24 protein-coding genes and 1 pseudogene are annotated in these 19,302 nt (G+C 65.6%); 9 read left to right on the forward strand and 16 right to left on the reverse strand.

The window, feature by feature from the left end; translation table 11 throughout:
- Positions 1-13 precede the first annotated feature (13 nt).
- Entirely contained in the window at positions 14-1,495 is a 1,482-nt protein-coding gene (locus tag FB459_RS09845; RefSeq protein WP_141928358.1) for a DNA methyltransferase, read from the reverse strand.
- A gap of 33 nt (positions 1,496-1,528) precedes the next feature.
- Entirely contained in the window at positions 1,529-2,152 is a 624-nt protein-coding gene (locus FB459_RS09850) for a hypothetical protein (protein ID WP_141928359.1), read from the reverse strand.
- A gap of 81 nt (positions 2,153-2,233) precedes the next feature.
- Here FB459_RS09850 and FB459_RS09855 point away from each other — a divergent pair, with 81 nt between their 5' ends.
- Positions 2,234-2,659, forward strand: coding sequence for an RNA polymerase-binding protein RbpA (locus FB459_RS09855; protein WP_170221846.1), 426 nt, complete (start codon positions 2,234-2,236; stop codon positions 2,657-2,659).
- A 58-nt stretch (positions 2,660-2,717) separates the two neighbouring features.
- Here the strand turns inward: FB459_RS09855 and FB459_RS09860 are convergent, their stop codons facing one another.
- From FB459_RS09860 to FB459_RS09900, 9 genes are all read right to left on the reverse strand, one after another.
- Positions 2,718-2,945, reverse strand: a complete 228-nt coding sequence (locus tag FB459_RS09860; RefSeq protein ID WP_141928361.1) for a hypothetical protein — start codon at positions 2,943-2,945, stop codon at positions 2,718-2,720.
- A gap of 352 nt (positions 2,946-3,297) precedes the next feature.
- Positions 3,298-3,942 (reverse strand): molecular chaperone DnaJ, encoded by a 645-nt coding sequence (locus FB459_RS09865; RefSeq protein ID WP_141928362.1) that lies wholly within the window; start codon positions 3,940-3,942, stop codon positions 3,298-3,300.
- On the reverse strand, positions 3,939-4,175 hold the full coding sequence (locus FB459_RS09870) for a hypothetical protein (protein WP_141928363.1): 237 nt from the start codon (positions 4,173-4,175) through the stop codon (positions 3,939-3,941). Before FB459_RS09870 ends, FB459_RS09865 begins: the two co-directional genes overlap by 4 nt.
- A 291-nt stretch (positions 4,176-4,466) precedes the next feature.
- Positions 4,467-4,706, reverse strand: coding sequence for a hypothetical protein (locus tag FB459_RS09875; RefSeq protein WP_141928364.1), 240 nt, complete (start codon positions 4,704-4,706; stop codon positions 4,467-4,469).
- Positions 4,707-4,838: 132 nt separating this feature from the next.
- On the reverse strand, positions 4,839-5,312 hold the full coding sequence (locus FB459_RS09880) for a hypothetical protein (RefSeq protein ID WP_141928365.1): 474 nt from the start codon (positions 5,310-5,312) through the stop codon (positions 4,839-4,841).
- Positions 5,313-5,642: 330 nt separating this feature from the next.
- Positions 5,643-6,050: a nucleoside triphosphate pyrophosphohydrolase family protein gene (locus FB459_RS09885; RefSeq protein ID WP_141928366.1), complete on the reverse strand. Its 408-nt coding sequence runs from the start codon at positions 6,048-6,050 to the stop codon at positions 5,643-5,645.
- Between the two features lie 4 nt (positions 6,051-6,054).
- Complete coding sequence (locus FB459_RS09890) at positions 6,055-6,456, reverse strand: hypothetical protein (protein ID WP_141928367.1); 402 nt, start codon at positions 6,454-6,456, stop codon at positions 6,055-6,057.
- Entirely contained in the window at positions 6,449-6,955 is a 507-nt protein-coding gene (locus tag FB459_RS09895; RefSeq protein ID WP_141928368.1) for a DUF1643 domain-containing protein, read from the reverse strand. Before FB459_RS09895 ends, FB459_RS09890 begins: the two co-directional genes overlap by 8 nt.
- Positions 6,948-7,397, reverse strand: a complete 450-nt coding sequence (locus FB459_RS09900; RefSeq protein WP_141928369.1) for a hypothetical protein — start codon at positions 7,395-7,397, stop codon at positions 6,948-6,950. Before FB459_RS09900 ends, FB459_RS09895 begins: the two co-directional genes overlap by 8 nt.
- 407 nt (positions 7,398-7,804) lie before the next feature.
- On the opposite strand from FB459_RS09900, the gene FB459_RS09905 reads away from it, so the two are divergent.
- Positions 7,805-9,067, forward strand: coding sequence for an FAD-dependent oxidoreductase (locus FB459_RS09905; protein ID WP_141928370.1), 1,263 nt, complete (start codon positions 7,805-7,807; stop codon positions 9,065-9,067).
- A gap of 234 nt (positions 9,068-9,301) precedes the next feature.
- Here the strand turns inward: FB459_RS09905 and FB459_RS09910 are convergent.
- The 4 genes and pseudogenes from FB459_RS09910 to FB459_RS09925 form a co-directional block, all read right to left on the reverse strand.
- A pseudogene (locus FB459_RS09910) lies at positions 9,302-9,577 on the reverse strand (integrase core domain-containing protein); the annotation flags it as partial.
- The gene (locus tag FB459_RS09915; protein WP_141928371.1) at positions 9,538-10,305 is read right to left on the reverse strand and encodes a hypothetical protein; all 768 of its coding nucleotides are present in this window, start codon (positions 10,303-10,305) and stop codon (positions 9,538-9,540) included. The pseudogene FB459_RS09910 and the gene FB459_RS09915, both read right to left, overlap by 40 nt.
- 75 nt (positions 10,306-10,380) lie before the next feature.
- On the reverse strand, positions 10,381-10,686 hold the full coding sequence (locus FB459_RS09920) for a hypothetical protein (protein WP_141928372.1): 306 nt from the start codon (positions 10,684-10,686) through the stop codon (positions 10,381-10,383).
- On the reverse strand, positions 10,686-11,042 hold the full coding sequence (locus FB459_RS09925; RefSeq protein ID WP_141928373.1) for a hypothetical protein: 357 nt from the start codon (positions 11,040-11,042) through the stop codon (positions 10,686-10,688). Before FB459_RS09925 ends, FB459_RS09920 begins: the two co-directional genes overlap by 1 nt.
- A 102-nt stretch (positions 11,043-11,144) precedes the next feature.
- On the opposite strand from FB459_RS09925, the gene FB459_RS09930 reads away from it, so the two are divergent.
- From FB459_RS09930 to FB459_RS09940, 3 genes are all read left to right on the forward strand, one after another.
- Entirely contained in the window at positions 11,145-11,615 is a 471-nt protein-coding gene (locus FB459_RS09930) for a hypothetical protein (protein ID WP_141928374.1), read from the forward strand.
- Between the two features lie 1,525 nt (positions 11,616-13,140).
- The gene (locus tag FB459_RS09935; protein ID WP_141928375.1) at positions 13,141-15,753 is read left to right on the forward strand and encodes a type IV secretory system conjugative DNA transfer family protein; all 2,613 of its coding nucleotides are present in this window, start codon (positions 13,141-13,143) and stop codon (positions 15,751-15,753) included.
- 16 nt (positions 15,754-15,769) lie between these two features.
- Positions 15,770-17,236 carry a hypothetical protein gene (locus FB459_RS09940; protein ID WP_141928376.1) on the forward strand — a complete coding sequence of 489 codons (1,467 nt, stop codon included), beginning with the start codon at positions 15,770-15,772 and terminating at the stop codon, positions 17,234-17,236.
- Positions 17,237-17,247: 11 nt separating this feature from the next.
- On the opposite strand, the gene FB459_RS17290 is transcribed toward FB459_RS09940, so the two are convergent.
- Positions 17,248-17,418 carry a hypothetical protein gene (locus tag FB459_RS17290; RefSeq protein WP_170221848.1) on the reverse strand — a complete coding sequence of 57 codons (171 nt, stop codon included), beginning with the start codon at positions 17,416-17,418 and terminating at the stop codon, positions 17,248-17,250.
- Between the two features lie 105 nt (positions 17,419-17,523).
- On the opposite strand from FB459_RS17290, the gene FB459_RS09945 reads away from it, so the two are divergent.
- From FB459_RS09945 to FB459_RS09960, 4 genes are read left to right on the forward strand one after another with little or no spacing between them, the layout of a single operon-like run.
- Positions 17,524-17,934 carry a hypothetical protein gene (locus FB459_RS09945; protein ID WP_141928377.1) on the forward strand — a complete coding sequence of 137 codons (411 nt, stop codon included), beginning with the start codon at positions 17,524-17,526 and terminating at the stop codon, positions 17,932-17,934.
- Positions 17,931-18,407, forward strand: coding sequence for a hypothetical protein (locus FB459_RS09950; protein WP_141928378.1), 477 nt, complete (start codon positions 17,931-17,933; stop codon positions 18,405-18,407). The genes FB459_RS09945 and FB459_RS09950 overlap by 4 nt, the downstream gene beginning before the upstream one ends.
- Before the next feature lie 31 nt (positions 18,408-18,438).
- Positions 18,439-18,702: a hypothetical protein gene (locus FB459_RS09955; RefSeq protein WP_141928379.1), complete on the forward strand. Its 264-nt coding sequence runs from the start codon at positions 18,439-18,441 to the stop codon at positions 18,700-18,702.
- Positions 18,703-18,704: 2 nt separating this feature from the next.
- Entirely contained in the window at positions 18,705-19,283 is a 579-nt protein-coding gene (locus FB459_RS09960; RefSeq protein WP_211345169.1) for a hypothetical protein, read from the forward strand.
- Positions 19,284-19,302 lie beyond the last annotated feature (19 nt).

A 19,302-nucleotide genomic window follows, 5' to 3' on the forward strand; every position in this document is an offset into this window, starting at 1 on the left:
ATGAACATGGCGTCTAGTCCGTGGTGTCGGTCGACTCGAAGCGCAGCAGCTCGACGTTCTCATCGAGGCCGCCCACGATCGGCCGGTCCAACATGAAGCGGTAGCTCCCCGGGATCGGAAGGCCATCCGGAGTTCGTCCAGTGACGGCCGAGAGCATCCTCGGGTAGCAGACGTACTGGGCGATCCCCAGTGCTTCCCAGTCAGGGTGGCCTGGCGCCAGTCCCTGCTTCATCAGTTCGACTTGAGCCGCCGGCGCCACCTCGTTGCGGGTCACCAGCAGGCTGCGCCGGGATCCGCCGTCCAGGTGGTTGAGCAGCATGACGGCGTGGCCGGTGGTTCCGGATCCGGCGAAAAAATCGACGACCAGGGCGTCCGGCTTGTGCCCGATGAACGGCCTCAGCGTGTCGGCGACCAGATAAAGCGACTTGGGGTGGTCGAAGGACCGGCCCGGCAGCATCGAGCTCAACAGCGCGGTACCGAACTTGTCGCCGGAGTGACTCAGGTGGTTCCAGACCGTCTTGGACTGCACGGGTTTCGCACCGGCCTGCTTGACGATGACGGCGCCGGCTTCGGTGCGCCCGATGACGACCAGGGTGCCCGCCTTGATCTGTGCGCGCTGACCAGCGGTCAGGTAGTCCACGGAGATCCCGCCGACGGCTTGCCGGGTGCGGAACTGGCTGCGCAGGTAACCCTGTGACCACAGTGACCGTGCTCTGTCGACACTGAGCGTCCACCGTGCCTCGACGCCGTCGGGGTTGAACGGCCACAACGGGATCGAGCCTGCGGGCCCGGCCGGGGCATCGTCCCGGTGCATCTCGAGCGGGATGGCGTCACCGATGTCTCGGATTGCAGCGGTGTCCGGGTCGACGTGGATCGGGTAGAAAGCGGTCGGGGTTTCCGTACGCCGCCAGCCGAGCCCGCGGTGCCGAAGACCCGCCCATCGCACCGTGAGACGGTTCGCGGTGTCGACCTTGACCTGCTCCAGCAGTTCGACGTAGCCCGGCGCGGGCCGGGCGCCACCGAGCATGACGAAGAAGGCGTAGTCGGCGACCTGGGTGAACGCGTTGCGTGAATGAACTCCGCGCCGGGAAGTGACGACGGTGACCAGCTGGATGCGGGCGTCGGGGAAGACCTCGTGTAACAGCTGGCCGAGGGTGAGCATCTCGTCGTGCCCGATGAGGACGACCATTACCGAGTCGTCCGGGTTCAGCAGCCGGCGCGCGGCCTGCAGGCGGGGGCGCATGAAGGCGGACCAGTCGCGAAACTGATCGGCGTAACTGCGGCGCGCCACGCCGGTGTTGTACGGCGGGTCGATCCAGACGGCGTCCGTGACCCCGGCGAGCTCGGAATCCAGCAGCTCCAACACAGCCAGGTTGTCACCGGAGATGACCCGGTGCGGTTGCTTCCCCGCGACGCCGATGTGCTCTTCGAGGCGAAGGAGACGCCCGTGCTGTCCGGGGTTCGGGGAAGGGAGTTTGGGCAGCACGAGCGTCACCGTATCGACGGTGCGACACCGGTGACGTTTGCCTCAGTCGTTCGGCGCGTCGCGCCGTTCTGTGTCGCTTTCCGCTTTGCCAGCACGCTGAAAAGCCAGCGGAAGGATCGACAAACCGAACATGACCCAGACCAGGACGACGGGAGACAAGTTCAGAACGCTCGCCCACAGACCCAGCGCGATGACGACGAACGACCACAAGGCATTCCAGAACACTGTCGGGCGGGATCTGAACATGCGCGGGACGAAGTAATCGACCAGAGGGAGGGGGGTTCGATTCGACCACGCGCAGAGACCGAGGAACGCAGCACTCAGGATCGCAACGCACGAGGCGACGAACGCGGTCGGCCACAGTGCCGGAGTCACGATCAGGGAGCAGTGACCCTCCGTCAATCGCGCCGCTGCGTCGCTGAGCTCAACTAAGTACACCGTTCCGAAAACGAGAAGAAGGGTGCCGTACATCCATCGAATGATCGGGTATTGCGGCTTGAGGAGGCGGGACGACCCGCTCATGGACTTCGTGAACGACAGCTCCCCACTTGCCCAAAGCACCAGCGCCACAATCAGGAGGGCCACCGATCCGAGCACAAGAATCGGCTGCACGATCGACTGCTCAACGGCAGCCGACGGTATTCCGCACGGTAAATCGTTGGGCATGGCCGACACGTTAGAGGTTGCATGCCGCGACTCGGATCATCCAGGCCGAGTCATCCGCACCGGGCGTCGCACCGTTGCGGCATGGCACTTCACCGAGCACGAGCCACCCGCGTTGTCGGATCCATCGTCGGCGTCACCCACAGCTTCCAGTCCGAGCGTGAGGAGATCGACGAGCAGTTCGCCATCGACACGATCGACCGGGACTTCGTCTGCCGCAAGGAGCACCGGATGACGCTGACGTTCGCAGCGGACGCGGAAGTACCGAACACCTGGGACTGCCGCACTTGCGGGTCCGTGGCGCAGATCTGCGGCGAGGGCGGAACCGAGCGTCAACTGAGTCACCGCGACCTACTGAACGCCCGGCACGAGCCGGCGTACGAAGGGTCGTGGGTGACGCAGGCGCACATCGACGCGGTGCATGCCCGGCGCACGGACGCCGAACTTGAAGCGATGCTCGCCGAGCGCCTGGACGTCCTGCGCAACGGACCGTCGCGCATCGTCGCCTGACCGATCAAGAGAAAGAGCCCGTCCCGGTGTCCGGTACGGGCTTTTTCTGTGCCGGCGACTACGGGGCGACCGACGGCGTGGCGCTGGACGGCGAGATCGAGTCGGTGACGAAGTCCGGCACCAGCCAGCCCTGCGGGTCGAGGGTTCCGGTGGCGAGCGCGACGGCGCAGTAGGCCGCGAGGACCAGGCCGCCGAGCAGCGGAATCGACAGCAGCGCGGAGGCGACCAGGAACCCGAGACTGGACAGGATCGGGTTGGTCGGCTTGTCGGCGGGCAGCAAAGACATCGGGTCCGTCCGTTCGGTCGGCGGTGTGATACGAACGAACGGTGCGACGGAGCTGATCGTCAGACCAGCGTGAGGGTGAGTCCGTAGGTGTCGTCTCCGGACTCGTCGACCTCGCCGATGACGTTGTCGTTCTCGACCACTTTCCGTCGGGTGGTCACCCGGAGCACAGCCTGAGCGGCGTCCCGGGCGCACTGGTGGGTTGCGGTCCGATGAGCTGCAACGGTGCTGTTACGCGGGCAGACCAAAGGGATCGGCGCGTGCTAGGTCCGGCGGACAGCGGCTCACCGGCCGACAATCTGTCCGCACTCGCGCAGGTGTCGTCGTCGCCGACCCTGGGCGAACCGAGCCGCTGTCATGCCAGCCCCAGGGCATGCCCGGCGCGTTCAACGGCGTCCCAAGCCGCCCGCGTCCCGCTGGGCCGGTCGGGGTGGGTGGAGCGGCGCGCCCGGCGGTACAGCTCCGCCGGCGGGTAGTCGCTGGTGAACCGCCCGGGGAATCCGGCAGCGGTCCACAGCGCCTGTAGAGCTTCCGGCTGCGTCATCGGGCGCGCGGCTTCGATCTGCCGGAAGCCGGTGTACTGCTCACCGGACGCGGTGGCACCGTACCGGGCGACGGCGCGCAGCGACTGCAAGGTGAGCGCGATGGCACGCAGATTGTGGTGCCAGGACTCACCCTGTGAGTAGTAGTTCGTGTAGTACCGGTCGCAGCGGAACATGAGCGGTCCGTGCGCGGACTCGAACGACACCGCGACGGCTCCGGTGCGGGTCTGCGCCTTGGCACGGATGCCGCCGTCGAGGCGCAAGTCGGCCCGGTCAAGGTCTAGCTGCAGCACCGGGTCGCCGAGCGTGCCGCGCGCAGTGATGGCGTCGATCTCGGAGCGCAACAAGGTCAGCGTGTCGGTCAGTTTCGCGCTGAACTGGGTCGGTGTGCGGCCACGCTGCCCAATCCACGATTGGTCCTGCATCGGCTCGACGCTGTACCAGGTCTGGCGGCTCACGTGTTCTCCTCGATGAGATCGGCGATGGCGCGCAGCGTCGCGGGACGAAGACCGGCTTCGCAGAAAGGCGCCGGCAGGAAGCCCAGGCCGGGAAACAAGCGCCCCACCTCGTAGTTGCGCATATCGTCCGGCGCGTCCGGATGATCCACAACGACGACGGTTGTTGCCTCTGTTCCGGTGCGTGTCTCGAGGCGAACGTTGGTTCCGTTGTCTAGATGCTTGATGCGACTCATGGGCAGTCTCCTTCGGTTGGCTGGGCCGTTTCCGCGCGAATCCGGGCGAACGCTTGAGTGATGGTTTCGAGCGCGTCATCGAACCGATCACAGTGGCCGGTGGGAGATCCGCTGATCACGCCTTCCGCACCAGGGCTGCCTTCACACGCGCCGATGAGGCTGACGGCAGCCATGTATGTCCGGTCGCAGTCGGCTGTCGACATCAACGGTCTCCGGCGTCGCGCGTGAGTTCGGCCTTGAGGACACCGCTGCTGTGTTGCGTTGTTCATGCCGTGACGGTGCGACGGAGCATCACCGCGATGCTCTGCACTGCTCATCGGAACCAGTGAGGTTGTCGTCGAGAGGCACCCAAGAGCCGCGGACCCGAATCGTGGGGTCGGCGCTCGTCGACCAGAGTCGGCGGACCACGACATCCCGGGGTTCAACGGGCTCCGGATAGATCGACGACACGGAAAGGAGCAAGCCGGTCTCGTCGTAGTGCTCGAACAGGGCCATCCGCTCGGTGCTGGTGGGCTCCCAGGAAATCTTCATGCCGATACGGTGCGACGGCCGATGCTCAGCCGAAACCACCTCGCCTCGTCGCGGGCGATCGACTCGATGATGGACAGGGGATGCCTGCTTCCGCGCTTCGCGCACCGGCTCAATGCTTCTGACATGTGCGCCTTAGTCGCCCGTGCCGTTGAGAATCTTCAGGATGCGCGAGTATCCACTGCAGCAGGGGCACTTGCGATCGGCTTCGGCCGCGTGCCGGATCGCCGATTCGCGTGCCCGGACCGCCGCAATCGAATCAGCGAGCACAGCCGGAGCGATCCACGCTGACCATTGGTCGCAGAACCGTCCGTCGACACTGGTGACCTCGCTTCGGACGTGGGTGGCGCACAGGAGGTTGCCGGGGTCGGACTGATCCTCCACCCACTGGCAGAGCTTCGCCTCGATCTGGTCGAGACCGGTCAGCGAACGGTCCTCCCCTCGAGTCTGTGACTTCGCCGCGAGGCGTCGGGAAGTCTCGACCTCACCGAGGAGCGCCAAGAGCTCGCGCGGACCAATCGGCACGGAGACGTTGTCGGATCGGGAGGCTTCTGCTTCTGCGGTCAATGCGTCGAGATCGGCGAGGCGCAGGCGGTGGTTTTTGGACATGCCGATACGGTGCGACGGCCACGAGCGCCCAGCCGTTCTGGACTGACCAGCTCTGAAACCGGATCTTGTCAGCCCGAGGAGTCAATCGCGTTAGCCAATGAGGGGCTGCGAAAGCCAGGCATCGTCAGCGTTGAGCCCGCATCGCTCAGCAAAGTGCCGAGCGATAAGAAGGGCGCCGACACGTCGGGCATTCTTCATCGCAAGGGCTGCGAGGCGATCTCACAGAGCGATCGCTGTCGCCTGATCCGCGTCGACGGTCCCGGTCTGGCACTCGCGCACTTGAGCGTTGACCTGCAGCTCGCTCTATCTACCTCAGGGCCAGCTCGCCCGTCAGTAAGACTTCCCGTGCAACTGCTCGCGGCTGGCGTTGTACGCCATCTTCTGACGGACAACGGAGTCGATATCGACGTCGAGAGAGTTCAGCATGTCGAGGCACCGAATGAGGCAGTCGGCGATCTCCACAGCGACACCTTCGGGCTTCATCGTCTCGTGCCATTGCTCGTCGCCGTAGAGCGCACGACCGTCGGCCATCACGGTGACCTCGTCGACGGATCGGTCGTCGCCAGCCTCAGTGCTGGCGTACCAGACCGCCGGCCGTCCGGCGCGGTGTTCTTCGAGTGCTTCGGCCAGTTCGGAAACGGCGAGCATGAGCATCTCGCCCATGTTGCGGTCGCTGTCCCAGAAGCCCTTGTCGGCGGCGTTCGCGTGAATCTTCTCGGCGTACTCGTTGAGGTTCATGGCTCTACGGTGCGACGGCCGTATCGCCGCGTTCACGTGCGGACAGCACCGCCTGGCGGTAGGCAACCCCAGAGTCCAGGTCGATGTTGTGCGCGGCCGCAATCCGGTGCAGCGCAATCGCCGCGTCACAAAGCCCAGCAAGGTCGTCCTTACCCTGGAACTGGTGTTTCGCGATCCGGCCGACGGCATCCATGAGATCGAGAACGACGTCTCGAACATCGTCCGGCGGATCGACCTCGAGCCTACGGTCGTGATGACCAGTCAGGTGCCGCGCGAGTTCCCCTTCGGCTTCTGCGCGACTGTGCCGGACCCCGGTCGTCCAGTACGACGTGAGAGTGCACGTACACAGTGCCCGGTGTCCGAACTCGTCGGAATCGAAGCGGGGCGGATACACCGGCTCAGGCACGTCGACCTTCTTCTTCCAGCGGCCACTGAAGGAGCGGGACGTCACGGCGGACGTACAGCGGGTGCCGCGGATGTCCGTCCTTAGTGGTGCCGAGCGCGTGGAGTGCAGCGCCAGCGCTCTTCACGACGACGATTCGATCAGCTCGTCCGTGAACACCCCATGCCGCGACACGCAGTCCGGGGGAGTCGATCGCCCGGCGGAGGTACTCGTCGTTCTCCGAGCCGACCGGGTCGGCGACAGTGCGAAGTACGGCGGGAGTGGTTGCGCGGTACGCGAACAGGTTGACGACCTGGAGCGCTTGGCAGCCCTCGCGCTTGGCGAAACCGACGCATCGGCGGATCGTCGGGTCGTCGAGGTCGGCGTCAGCTGTCGAGGGATTGAGCATGATGAACGTGGCGACGTTCTCGCCGTCGCCCCAACGACGGGTCAGGCGGTAGCGGTATAGACCATCGTCCGAAAGGTCTGCGGTGCCCGATCCGAACCGAATCCGCTCAGTCATCGGCGCTGCCCAGCGCCTCGGCCAGCAGTTCGGAGATCTCCTCGATACGCAACTGTTCGACGGCACGACGGCCACCACCGAATCCTCCGGCAGCGTCGTAGGCGGCGCGTTCCCGGTCGGCGATGTCTGGGTCGATCTGCCGGAAGTCGAGTGTGCTCGCCAGTCCGCGACAGGCGATCTGTAGGACGGCCTCGGCCAGAGCACGCGCATCCGAAGTCGAAGTGACGGTTCCTGTGGCCTCGTCGCGGATGATCAGTTCGTGGTCGGATGTGCAGTAGTCGCCGACGGAGAGGACGCGCAGGTGGTCACCGGTGGCGCAACTGCCGAGGACGTCGAGCCGCAGTCCGAGCGCGGCACGGAACTGATCGCCGATCTCGTCTCGCGCGTACAGCGCACGCAGCTCGGCGGAGGCCAGCACGTCAAGCAGGGGAGAGGTGTTCATGTAGCGACGGTGCGACGGCAGTCGAACGACAGCGGTGAGTCGTCGCAACTATGCGCCGCGGTGAGGTGTGGACCGCCCGTGTTGTGGTTCGGGCAGACGACCGGGATCAGGGCTGGTTTCGTCGTTTGGACAGCGACCCAGCGATGGACGGGGTCGCCGGCCAACGCGGACGCAACGGGACTCGTCGCCGAGCTGCGCGTAACTATCCGTCATCCGTTTTTCTCTTCTCGTGCGCGGCCTAGCTGTACTGACCGGACAACTAGAGGGTGGCGAGCAAGAAGCGCCACGCGATGAGCTGACCGACTTCGGTGGATCGCCACGTCCCCGTCCCCTACGGTCCGGTCTGTGCGAGCCAAGCGGCCCTGACGGAGGCGGTGCGTGCTACCGCCAGTCACCGCCATCCAAGAATGACGTACCCGCGCGGCAAGATGGAAGCCATGAACCTCACCCGCCCCGAAACCACGCACGACGTCGTCATTATCGGCGCTGGCAACGCCGGCATCGCGCTGGCCGCTCGGCTACGTCGTGACGATCCCGATCTGGACATCGCCATCGTCAGCCCCGAAGGGCTGCACACCTATCGCCCGCTGCTTTCCTACGTTGGTGCAGGGCTTGCGACGCTGCGCAGGGCGCAACGGCCTCAAAGCAAGCAGATCCCTGCGGGATGCACTTGGTATCGCGAATCGGTCGTCGAGTTGACCCCCGCTCCAGTCTCAGGCGAGGTGGACGCGACAAGCGCGCATCAGGTGCATACAGATGCCGGACGGCGTATCAGCGCCACCGATGTCGTCGTGTGCCCCGGCACCCACATTGACTGGGACGCCACCCCCGGACTGCGTCAGGCATGCGCTTCACCTCACGCCTCGACGAACTACGAGCCGACCATGGCCAGCGCAACATGGGACATGCTCAAGAACCTGCGCCAGGGCAACGCGGTGTTCACCATCTCGAGCCACAACGCACCCTGCCCGTCCGTTGGCCTCAAGCCACTGTTTCTCGCCGCGGACCACTGGCGCCGCGAAGGGCGCCTCGAGAACATCACGATGACCGTGCTCAACGAGAACAGCGACTTCACCGGCCTACCCCGCGCGAACAACGAGATCGACTCCCGCCTGCGACGCCTCGGTGTCCACGTGCGTTCCGGTATCACCATCGAATCCATTGACGCAGACTCGCGCCACGTCATCACGCGCGACGTCGACGGCAACGCTACTCATTGGCCCTACGACGCATTGCACGTCGTACCAGCCCACCGTGGCCACGACTGGGTCGCCGACGCAGGTATCGCTCGACCCGAGACAGGCCTGATTGACATCGACGAAAACACCCTGCATCACCGGCGAAACGACGGGATCTGGTCACTAGGGGACGCCGCGCAACTCGGTACCGCCTCCTCTGGTGGCGGTCTACGACGCCAGGTCCCCGTCCTCAGTGACAACCTCATCGCACGCCGCAACGGCCAACCCCTCGCGGCCCGCTATGACGGGTACAGCGTCGCACCAATCCCGATCGATCGGCGCCACCTCATCTTGGCAGAGTGGGACCGTCAGGGCCACGAGGAAAAGACCCTGTCATTCATCTCTCTGGCGCGGCCCAGAATGGCCACTTTCGCCTTCGACCTCTTCGCCCAACCGCTGATCTACTGGCATCGCCTCCTGAAGGGGAAATGATCCAGGCAAGAGCGGGTCAAGCGCCTCGGTCGAGACCATCAGCGAGTAGGTCCCGAGCTTGCCTGGTCGCAATCGGCAGCGCGGCAGTCAGAGCCACAGCGGGAACCGACACGGCATTGGCCTGCTGCTTATAGAACCCGCAAGCTGCATATCGCGCCCCGCCGATAGCTGATCGGCAGGGGTCGTTCTTGCAACCTCCTGCCCGAGGTTCGCTGGAGAGGCGAGGATCGACCTTTAGATGTACTGATCGGGGACGTTGATCAATCGTGAGAAGGGCGGCTGGTTCCCGCAGGCTGTATGGGGACGGTGCTGGTTGTAGTAATGGAGCCATCCGGCGAGTTCGCCTCAGCGCTCAGCCTCCGAGGTGTAACACCGGGCGTAGGCCCAGCCGTCGGCCATGGTGCGATGGAAGCGTTCGATCTTGCCGTTGGTCTGCGGCCGATAGGGCGTGGTGCGTTTGTGCTTGCTCCTCAGCTCAGCGCAGGTGTCGCGCCACAGATGTGAGCGGTGCCGGACCGCTGCGGCGTGACGGTCGCCTTCCGCACCAACCGACCCGTCTCGACGTAGCACTCCACCTTCGCCGTCTTCGTGGTCGAGGACACCACGACCAGCGGATCTCCGCCGATGCGGCGCGTCATGGCGACAACCTCGTAGGTCACGCCCTCAAACCAGGTGCTGCTGTCTACGAGCTTCACCGCAGCGGCGCGAGCCTCAGCCTGGGAGGCGTACGACGACGTTTCAGGGCTGGGAAAGCGCCCGGTCGCCACGACGTAGTAGCGCGTCTGGGTCTTACCCTTCGGCGCGACCGCCTTCGTGGTGCGGCTGCTCGCGACGCACGAGCCACGACGGAAGGAGACGACTTCGGACTCCTTGACGCCGAGCTCCTTCAGCGCCAGCCGGCGCAGGTGCTCCACGTCGCCCGCCTTCGCGGCCGCAACCTCCAGCGTGACGCTGCGCTGCTTGACGTCCTTCCACCGCGCGGGCGTCTCGGTCATCAGCGGGATCGCCTCGCAGTCATCCCACTTGCTGAGGTTGTCAATGCGCGACTGCGATAGTTCGCGGGCGTCGGCCAGCGGCATCGGTTCGTGCTGGACCAAGTGGACACTGGACGTGGTGGAGATGGTGCCGTTGTAAGCGTCGTAACCGAACTCGGACGTGGCGTCCGCGACCATCTGGAGGTACGCGGCCTGCACATCAGCGGTTCCGGTATAGACGGCCTCGAAGGTGCACGAACCCATTGTTCTCATCCGTTCTGGTCATGTGCCGGTGTGTCCGGCGGGTATGTCAGAACGGTGCGACACAGCTCGGCCGCCTCAGGCGATGAACTGCCCCCTGGTCGCGTCGATCGCCGGCTGGACACGAAGAATGAACCCCGGCCCCATGACCTGCTGGTACCGGCTCATCACCGCGACAAAGTTCCCCGAGGCGTACAGCTGAACTGTGCGGCGGTCGTCGTCCATGCCGCACTCCATCGCGAGTCGCGCACCAGCAGCCAACGCTTCGGCTTCGGTCCGGTACAGCCACACATCGAGTCGACGGTTGCCGCTGTACCCGAGGTGAGCCAACGTCCAGAACTGCGCGGTGATGCCGGTCCCAGCGGGACGGTTCTGATCAGACATCAGTTGGCTCGATTCCGTGCGGCGTGGTCCGTCTTCGGCTCGTTGTCCGGCGACCAGAGCTGGACCGTCCGGTAAGCAACGCCGGCGGAGGTGGCGACGCGGTTGCGGTTGGCGCCCTGGCGCAGCGCGGTGAGCACGGCCTTCTTACGCACCACGGTTGCCTGGGTGATGACCGACGCGAGCACCGAGCACATCGTCAAAGGGAAGCTGATCCCGTGACGCCCGGCGCTGGACGCCGACCACTCGTCGATCGCGTCGGCGGCCTGACGCAACCGGGCCGAGAAGTCAACCAGGTCACGATGCAGCGCGGTAGGGGAGAGGTCTGTCGCCGCAGAAGCGGGGTTGATGTTGGACATGGCGTGACGGTGCGACGGTGTTGATGCTTGACGGTGCGACCCGGCCCAGCCATTCTGACGCCACCAGTGATCGGACTGGCACAACATCTCGAGGGGACCACCATGACGCGCCCGACGCGCAGGACCATCACGAAGCTGACCGCCGCATTGAGCGCACCGCTGCTGACCGGACTGCTCGTCGGATGCTCAGGCGACAGTGGCGGCGACTACGACACCGCGGTTCTGTCCAGCGTCACCGATCAGAAGTCCGCCGACCAGTTCTGCGTCAACGCGATGCACGCTGGCAACGCGGACGACATCCGATCGGTCTACGCGAAGCTGCGCGGCCAAGACCTGGAGGGCGAACCGAAGCTGGCTGCCGAGAGTGGGTTCAGCCAGGACAGTGTCGAGTGCGACATCACCGGTAGCGAAAAGCACTTCCTCGTGTCGTTCTCTTCGGGCCGCGATGCCGGACCCGCAGATGGCGCCACGGCCACGAAGAACGGCGTCACCGTCTCGGCCGACATGAACTCGATGGGCCCGGACGTGCAGTCCGCCCTCGACGACTTCGCCAAGAACGTCCGCGCCCAATGACGCGCGGCAGCCGCGTGACCGACCGGCGCTAGCCGGAGCCTGGCCGATAGGCGGTAGCCGAAACCAACGGAGCAACCAACCGACCGACCGAAGCCAACAGCCGAGCCAGCCGGAACCGGACCAACCAACAGAAGCCAGTAGTGAGCCCTTCGGGCCTTCGGCCCTCGGGCGTTCTTCTTGTCGTGGTTCTGTTCGGTGCCCGGTTCGTCTGTTCGTCGTCGTTGTTCTGTGCTGCCTTGTTCCTGTTCTGTCCGGTGTCCTTGTTGTTGTTCTTCCTGGTGTTCGTCTTCTCGTCGTTCTGTTGTCCTGTTCGCTTGTTGCTGAGACTTCTCGCCTGGTGCCCTGTTCGCTTTCCGGTGCTCTGATCGTTGTTCGTTTCGGTGTTCGTCTGCTCGTTTGTTCCCCTGCCGCTGTCGCTTGTCTGCTCGCCTTGATCTCGTCGGTTGTCTGAAATCTCCGCCTGTTCTGTTCGTTGCCGCTGCCCTCGTTGTCCTGCGTTGCTGCTGTCGCCGTTCCCCGCTGGTGCTGCCCGTTGGTCCTTCCGGTGCCCTGTTCGCGTCTGTGCTCTTGTCGTCTGTGTCGTTGCCTGTTCCTGGTGGTTTCGTCTTTCAGTCTTTCCCGCTGCGCTGTTCGTCTGTGCCTGGTTCACCTGGTCGCTTCGCTGTCATCCGTTCCCCTCGTTCCTCTGGTCTGTTCGTCGTGCCGTCGCGTTGTTCGTCTCGGGTCTGTTGTCCACCACCCCTCCTTCCACCCATCCCTGCGTCCGTTCCTTCACCTCTCGCGCACATCACGTCCGGCCTCCACCATCACTCCACCCACTCACCCATCTCCGCTGCACACCACCACCTGCACCTCATCCATTCACCAGTCCTTGCCGTTCTCCTGCTTCTCCGCTCACTCCGTCACCACCTGATCCACCTCCACCAACTCATCTCACGCAGCCGCCGTCATTCCATTCACCATCCCCGTTTCACCGTCACACCTCGCCACCACATCACCTCCGCCAACCCCCGCCATTGCGCCACTCTCTGTCCACATCACCTCATCCCGAATCGGCTGCGCCACCCCCGTTTCACCGTCACACCTCACCCCTCCACCAATCCCGTCTCACCCTCACCATCACTGTTGCGACACACCTCCTCAACTACCTGACCTCTCACCGTCACCACATCCCCGTTTCACCGTCACTCACCGAGCTACTCATCCACCCTCCATCCCCTGTCCGATCCACCGCGGCGCAGCCCGCCCCGACCCACCTTCTATGCATCCACCATTCATCCGCTTGCATACTCATACTGACGTTTTCCCCCCAACAAAACCCCTACATCCCCTCAAACACTCATCAACACACATTCCGTCACCCACCCCAACTCCGTTGGCCGGAGGCCGGCATCGGCGGACCTGCCCGCCCGGTTCTACCTGCGAATGTCCGAAAATCGGACGGGGCACTTCGATGTGCTGACCTCGACGCACTCCGGCGCGAAAATCGCACCCTGGCGAACCTCCAGTTGCCCATGAATCAGGTATGCGCGCCACTGCCGACACCATCGCCTTCTCCCTGCGTCCCACCGGATCAACCGACCTGGACCCCGCAGGTTTCACCCACCGCGCCAAGTCGTTCGGCTCCGTGCTGCGCCAGCTTCCGTGGGCGGCGATCATCGCCCAGGTTCGCCAGGACGGGTCTGTCGCAACGCATCTGATCGCGCCTCCCGGCAGGGGTGGACGCGCTGCTGGCACCGTGAAGAACTTGGCGACCAACCTGGCCGCCACCTTGAACTGCGCACTCGAACCTGCAGACGTTCCGCAGCTCCCGGTCGATGGCCCGATCGTCACCGCGCGCGTCCGGCACGAGGCCATCGCCAGCCGCGACAACGCCGCCGGTGCCGACCCGACCGAACTGGCGAAGGTGGTTGCGCGCAACGGTGCTCCGGGCAGCTGGGTCGCCGTCGTCATGCGCGGCCCGTCACGCCGCGAAGAGGTCTCACTGCGCCGGTGGATCTCGGGCCGCGGCGGAACCGACAGCCACTACAGCCGCGGCGGCGAACTGATCGCCACCTCGGTCTACTGCTGCGGTCCGGACATGGGGTCGGCGCGTGACCTGCTCGTGCAGTTGGTCGCGGCGATGCCCGGTCTGGACGTGAACTGCGACGCGGTCCCGGTCGGCTCCGGATCGCTGCCCTGGGCGTTCGGTGCTGCGTCCGCTGCCGCCTACGCGGTCAGCCTGACCGTCGACTTCTCCTCCACACTGCCGCAGGTTCAGCCGTGGATGATGCTCGGTGGTTCGTCGGCTGCCGCCGTGCTGGCGCATGGTGCACTCGGGCGGACCCCGCGCAGCAAACTCATCTCATCCGTGGAGTCCGGCACCTGGCCCAAGCCGCGTCACCGCGCCGTCAACCCGCCGCGCCCGCCGAAGGCCCGACCCGACGGGACGGTGCCGACGCCGAAGGATCCGCCCTACCCGTTGCATCCGAACACGCTGCTGCTGGCTCCGCACATGGTGGTGGGTCTGGCTGCCCCAGTCGGGGGCGCGCTGTCCGGTGAACGGACGGTTACCAACCGGCCCACACCGCCCGCAATGCGTGAACCAATCGGTCCGCTGCTCGGCTACGACCTGGACGGCAAGCCGTGCCACCTGAGCGCCGATGACCTGTTCGCCGGCATCGCCGCTTTTGGTCAGCCGGGGTACGGCAAGTCGTTCTTCACACACATTCTGCTCGCCTTCGCCTGCGCCGAGCGTGTGTCGCCGTCCGGTCGTGCAGGCTTCCCCGGTCGCCAGTCCGGCATCGTCTCGTTCGAAGCGAAGGGCGATGGAGCGATGGAGTCGATCCGTGCTGCTCGCGCGATGGGCGATGACCCGTTGCTCATCGACCTGGCCGACCCCTCGACGCCGATGATCGACCTGTTCTCCTTCCCCGGCACGCTGGATGAGAAGGCGACCCGGTGGATCGAAATGGCGCGGTACGCGTTCGGTTCGGACTCGATGCAGTACCAGTCGTTCGAGACGCTGCAGTCGGTCATCCCGGCCGCGATCTACCTGTCGCACCAGCCGGATGTGAACCAGCACCCGCTCGTGCTGATCTACCAGCTGTTGTGCGGTGGGGGCAACGACGAGCGTGGCGTCGAACTGGCCGCGCGCGTCAAGCGGGCCGCCGCCCTGTCCGCCTCGACGAACTCCGACCCGGACGCCATCGCCGCCGCGCAAGGACTGGACATCCTGTACGGGGCTTCGATCAACCCGTCTGCCCGTCGTCAGCGCTGCGATGCTCCGCGCAACAAGCTTGACGCGCTCGTCAAGATTGCCGGTGCCTGGGAGCCGGGCCGCGCGATCGTGTCCTGGGACGACATCGTCAGCCACCACGACGCCGTCGTCATCAACCTTGGTGTCGGGGTGAACGGTGTGCAGGTCTCCGCCGAGCAGACCCGCCTGACGAGCTCGATGCTGCTGTTCGGGTTGCGCGAAACGATCGCCCGTCTGTGCTCCGGCTGGCAGCATCAGGGCCGCTCGACGACGATCATCGCCGACGAGTTGTCCGACCTGGCCGGCACCAGCCCCGAGGTCGTGTCCTGGTTGCGGGAGAAGGGACGTAGCTACGGTGTGCGCCCGGTCTTCGCTACCCAGTTCCTGTCTCAACTGCCGGAGGTTGTCCGACAGTCCGTCGTCGGGTTCGGCAACGTCGCCTGGTTCACCCCGGCCACGCTGCCCGGCGCCCGCGACGCCGTCGACGACATGGTGATGTCTGACTCGACCTGGGACATCCCGACCATCGCCGCGCTGCCTAAGTACCACGCCGCGATCCGTGCCACTGTGGACGGCCGACGTCAGACGCCGGCGATCATTCGTGTCGGTGACTGGGAGCGGCACGACTGGGAAGGCTTCCGTGCCGCGCAGGGTCTGGCGCACGGTGAACAGATCAGCACCGACCGTCCGTGGATCCGGGTTCCGAAAACCGCCGGTGCCGTGGACTCCGGCGATGCCGCGACCATCGAAACCGCCACCGTCGACCTGTCCAAGACCTCCGGCCATGCCGAACCGGAAACCGGGCCGGAAAACGGGACGACCCGGTTCGACCCGACCCGGTTCGGGGCACCGTTCAAGCCGACGTCTGCCGACAACCCGGCCGACAACAACGACTGGTGACCGGAGCACCCAACCGATGGCTCTGACCGCCGACGGCATCTACGCACCGCGTGACGACGACCGCACCGTCACGCGACTCGCACCCATGCCCGCGACTCTCGACCATCCGACCCCGCAGGGTCACTTCGGACCGTACGTCCCGTTCGCCGACCTACCCAGCCGTGCGCCCGACCAGTACCGCGCCGGAACTCGGATCGACCCGATGTGGTCGCACCTGTGGGACGGGCCGCAGACCGCGAACTGGACCAGCCGCGCCGACGTGGCTCGCGCGATCCGTGGCGGCCACCTGCGCCCGCGCCGAAAGCATGAGGAGATGGTCACCGCGATCGACCCGAGCACGCTGTGGTTCGGTCAGGGGCACCGCAACCGCAAACGGATGCTCGCCTCCGCGCTCATGTGGCGCACCGCCACGACCGATCAAATGGCAGCCCTGGCACAAGTGCCCGCACTGTGCGGGCTGACCGGCTCAGAACTGAACGGGACGATCACGCAGATGGTCGGCTCGGACCTGCTCAACGTCGGCACGCTCAGCCACACCCTGTACGACGTCCCGCCGCTGCTACGCCCGACAGTCATGCCGAAATGGAAGAGTCAGTCCCGTCAGCTCAGCTACGCCGACTGGCTCGCGATCACCGCCGGACGTCGCGTCGTGCTCGGCAGCCAGTTCGCCCGGCACAACCTGCTCACCACCGAGCTGTCCCTGCGCGCGGCCGAGTTCACCAACCTGTTCGCAGTGCTCGGTGAACTGTGCGGACGGGTCGAAGAACTCCTGCCCGTCCAGAGCCGGCAGATGGCCGACTCCGTGTGGATCCGACCCGACGGCTTCAAGATCGCCGTCGAGATGACCAGCTTCGCCAACGCCGACCTCGAAGCCAAGATCGAAGCGTGGGCGAACACGCTCGCCAAGGACGAGACGCGCAGCATCGCCGTGGTGTTCGTCGCCGCTCGCCGACCCGCCACCCACCGGCAGATCGTGCCGCGGCTGTCGAAGGCGATTGCCCGGTCCGCACTGGCGAACGTCGAACGGATCACTGCCCGCGTCGCTCAGCGCATGTTCTGGGTGGACTGGACCGACTGGTTCGGTGAGGGCGGCCTCGTCAGCACCCACTTCCCGACGCTGCCGGTCTACGGACTGAAGAAGGACGTCGTCAACCCGGAGATCACCGACCCGTGGCGCATCCTGCATATCGGCGACCCGTCCCGCACCCCGTGGAAACCACCGTCGCAGGAATACGCCGAACTCACCGCCCAGCAGATGCTCGGCACACAGATGCTGCTCGGCCAACCGTTCTGGATGCGCGACCCCACCACCGAAGCTGAACTACGCAAACGCCTCGAAGTCTGGATGATCCGCAAGGTCGGGGGACTCCAGCAGCCGATCCTGCAGGGTGACGGGCACCCCGACGACGCGAAAGCGATCGCCGCGTGGCGTCCGGAGCCTCTGAAACTCCCCGTCACGCGGTGGCCTCCGGTCGACTCCTGACGCCGCTTGTGTCAGCGGAAGTCGCGCAGCGCCGCGGACTTAGCTCCGGCACGCGTCCGGCGCCGGCGGGTCGCCTTGTTGGCATGCGTCCCAGCAGCGTTCGACCGTGCGATCTCACGCATGGCGGCGGCCAGGACCGGGTTCGCCGTAGCGGCGGTGTTGCGATGGTGGCTGCGGGCCATGAGCGTCTCCTTCCGGGTGGGTTTCGATGCGTACGGTGCGACGGTTGGCGGTCGCCGCAGATGGAACGGCGGCCAGGACCGGAAGGCTCGTCGCACCGTGCCGGTATGCCTACCCCCGACCCGTGGCAGCACCGCAACGGACGCTTGACGACCGAACCGGTTGCCGACTACCGCACCGACCTGCTCCTGCAGCTCTCGCCGATCGGAGTGGCCGTCTCGATGCTGCTCTTTGGCCTGCTCGCCGGAACCTCGCTTGCGCTGTACGTCTTCGGGGCGATGATGTTCGTCACCTCGTGCTCCATCAGCCTGGACGCCACCGAGAACCTGAACAACATCGACGGGACGATCCGGTGGGACGGACCCGCACCGGCTGGACTAACGGAGTTGAATGCTCGCCTCGAAGCCGGCGACCCGGTGGCGCTGCAGTTCAACAGGTCGATGCTCGATGGGCAACTGACCGACGGGATGGAGCGCGCACTCATCAGTGGCACGCTCCGCGATAGCGTTCCGGCATGATCGGCAAGCCCGTTCAGCAGTGGCGGGTCGGCCGCGCCACCATCCGAGGTTTCGAGCACCGGCAACGGTGGTTCGACCGTTCACTCGCGCAGTACCCGATTCTTGCTGTCCTCAGCCTGTTGGTGGCCGTCTGCGTCAGCGCACTCACCGACAGTGGGGCGACGGCGGGTTTCGTCATCTCCATCATCTCGTCCGCATGCCTCGGTCTTGTCGGTGTGCTCTTTCTGCGCCGGTCCCGCGGCTATAGCTGGTTGCGCCGGGCGAGCGGACCCGCGGCGAACTTCGGCATCACCCAGGTCGACCTGGATCGGCTCAACACGGGACTGGCTGCCGGTGACACCGAAGCGACCGAGTTGTCGAATGATCTGATCAGCGCCTTGAACGCTGATCCGGAATCGGCCGACGAAGCCGAACTGGGCCGGGCCACCGCCGTCATTGCTCGGGTACGTGGGCAGAGCGGACTGCAGGGCTGACGAACCGTCGGTGTCGTCGCACCGTGGCTGTATGTCTGTGATCCACTCCGATAGCCAGCTCCTCGACGGCGTGCCCGCGCACCAGTTGTGCGGCGAGCACCTCGGCCTGGAAGCATTCGTCCCGCGCACCGACGACCACCCGACGATGATGTTCGGTTGGCAGCTCATTACCCAGATCACACACCGTCAGGGCGGCAAGGTGTCGCTGTGCGTGGCCGACAGCGGCGACGTCCTGCACCTGCTCGAACCGGGTGACCGAATCCGCATCCGGGTGCCGTTGCCCAAGGCGGCGTAATCGTGGCCGCTGAAAGGACCGTTGACGCTTTCACCGCTGCGGCGCTGCGAGAGTCCCGCGCTCCCGCAGCCGGTGTGCTGCTCGCCATTGACCCAGGCACCGATGAGTCCGGATGGGCCCTCATCGACATCGCGACCCGCCGGCCGATCAGCTTCGGTAAGACCGAGAACAACGAGTTTCGCCGGATACTGCAGAACGACGAGCAGTTCCGCAGGTTGCGCGTCGTCGCGATCGAGATGATCGCCGCCTACGGGATGGCTGTCGGGCAGGAGGTCTTCGAGACCTGCGTCTGGATCGGCCGTTTCATGGAGGTGCTGAACGCCGTCGAACCGGGTCGAGCCATCCAGCGCATCAAGCGCAAGCCGGTCGTCACCTACCACTGCCGCTCACCGAAGGCGAAAGACGGCAACGTCGCCCGCGCCCTGGTGGAGAGGTTCGCGCCCGGCGCCAAGAACTACGGCAAGGGCACCAAAGCGGCACCCGGTTGGTTCTACGGGTTCAAGAAGGACGTCTGGCAGGCGTACGCCCTGGCGGTCTTCACCGCCGACATGATCGACTGGGAAGGCGCACAATCCGCTTGAACGACAATAGGATTCACGA

This window comes from Yimella lutea (assembly GCF_006715095.1).
GTDB classification, from domain to species: domain Bacteria; phylum Actinomycetota; class Actinomycetes; order Actinomycetales; family Dermatophilaceae; genus Yimella; species Yimella lutea.

What these genes read in the sequence shown, in the direction of transcription:
- FB459_RS09850 (WP_141928359.1), bottom strand. Translation starts at nt 2,152, where the DNA reads ATGCCCAACGATTTACCGTGCGGAATACCGTCGGCTGCCGTTGAGCAG.
- FB459_RS09855 (WP_170221846.1), top strand. Translation starts at nt 2,234, where the DNA reads ATGGCACTTCACCGAGCACGAGCCACCCGCGTTGTCGGATCCATCGTC.
- FB459_RS09860 (WP_141928361.1), bottom strand. Translation starts at nt 2,945, where the DNA reads ATGTCTTTGCTGCCCGCCGACAAGCCGACCAACCCGATCCTGTCCAGT.
- FB459_RS09870 (WP_141928363.1), bottom strand. Translation starts at nt 4,175, where the DNA reads ATGAGTCGCATCAAGCATCTAGACAACGGAACCAACGTTCGCCTCGAG.
- FB459_RS09875 (WP_141928364.1), bottom strand. Translation starts at nt 4,706, where the DNA reads ATGAAGATTTCCTGGGAGCCCACCAGCACCGAGCGGATGGCCCTGTTC.
- FB459_RS09880 (WP_141928365.1), bottom strand. Translation starts at nt 5,312, where the DNA reads ATGTCCAAAAACCACCGCCTGCGCCTCGCCGATCTCGACGCATTGACC.
- FB459_RS09885 (WP_141928366.1), bottom strand. Translation starts at nt 6,050, where the DNA reads ATGAACCTCAACGAGTACGCCGAGAAGATTCACGCGAACGCCGCCGAC.
- FB459_RS09895 (WP_141928368.1), bottom strand. Translation starts at nt 6,955, where the DNA reads ATGACTGAGCGGATTCGGTTCGGATCGGGCACCGCAGACCTTTCGGAC.
- FB459_RS09900 (WP_141928369.1), bottom strand. Translation starts at nt 7,397, where the DNA reads ATGAACACCTCTCCCCTGCTTGACGTGCTGGCCTCCGCCGAGCTGCGT.
- FB459_RS09905 (WP_141928370.1), top strand. Translation starts at nt 7,805, where the DNA reads ATGACGTACCCGCGCGGCAAGATGGAAGCCATGAACCTCACCCGCCCC.
- FB459_RS09915 (WP_141928371.1), bottom strand. Translation starts at nt 10,305, where the DNA reads ATGGGTTCGTGCACCTTCGAGGCCGTCTATACCGGAACCGCTGATGTG.
- FB459_RS09920 (WP_141928372.1), bottom strand. Translation starts at nt 10,686, where the DNA reads ATGTCTGATCAGAACCGTCCCGCTGGGACCGGCATCACCGCGCAGTTC.
- FB459_RS09925 (WP_141928373.1), bottom strand. Translation starts at nt 11,042, where the DNA reads ATGTCCAACATCAACCCCGCTTCTGCGGCGACAGACCTCTCCCCTACC.
- FB459_RS09930 (WP_141928374.1), top strand. Translation starts at nt 11,145, where the DNA reads ATGACGCGCCCGACGCGCAGGACCATCACGAAGCTGACCGCCGCATTG.
- FB459_RS09935 (WP_141928375.1), top strand. Translation starts at nt 13,141, where the DNA reads ATGCGCGCCACTGCCGACACCATCGCCTTCTCCCTGCGTCCCACCGGA.
- FB459_RS09940 (WP_141928376.1), top strand. Translation starts at nt 15,770, where the DNA reads ATGGCTCTGACCGCCGACGGCATCTACGCACCGCGTGACGACGACCGC.
- FB459_RS17290 (WP_170221848.1), bottom strand. Translation starts at nt 17,418, where the DNA reads ATGGCCCGCAGCCACCATCGCAACACCGCCGCTACGGCGAACCCGGTC.
- FB459_RS09945 (WP_141928377.1), top strand. Translation starts at nt 17,524, where the DNA reads ATGCCTACCCCCGACCCGTGGCAGCACCGCAACGGACGCTTGACGACC.
- FB459_RS09950 (WP_141928378.1), top strand. Translation starts at nt 17,931, where the DNA reads ATGATCGGCAAGCCCGTTCAGCAGTGGCGGGTCGGCCGCGCCACCATC.
- FB459_RS09955 (WP_141928379.1), top strand. Translation starts at nt 18,439, where the DNA reads ATGTCTGTGATCCACTCCGATAGCCAGCTCCTCGACGGCGTGCCCGCG.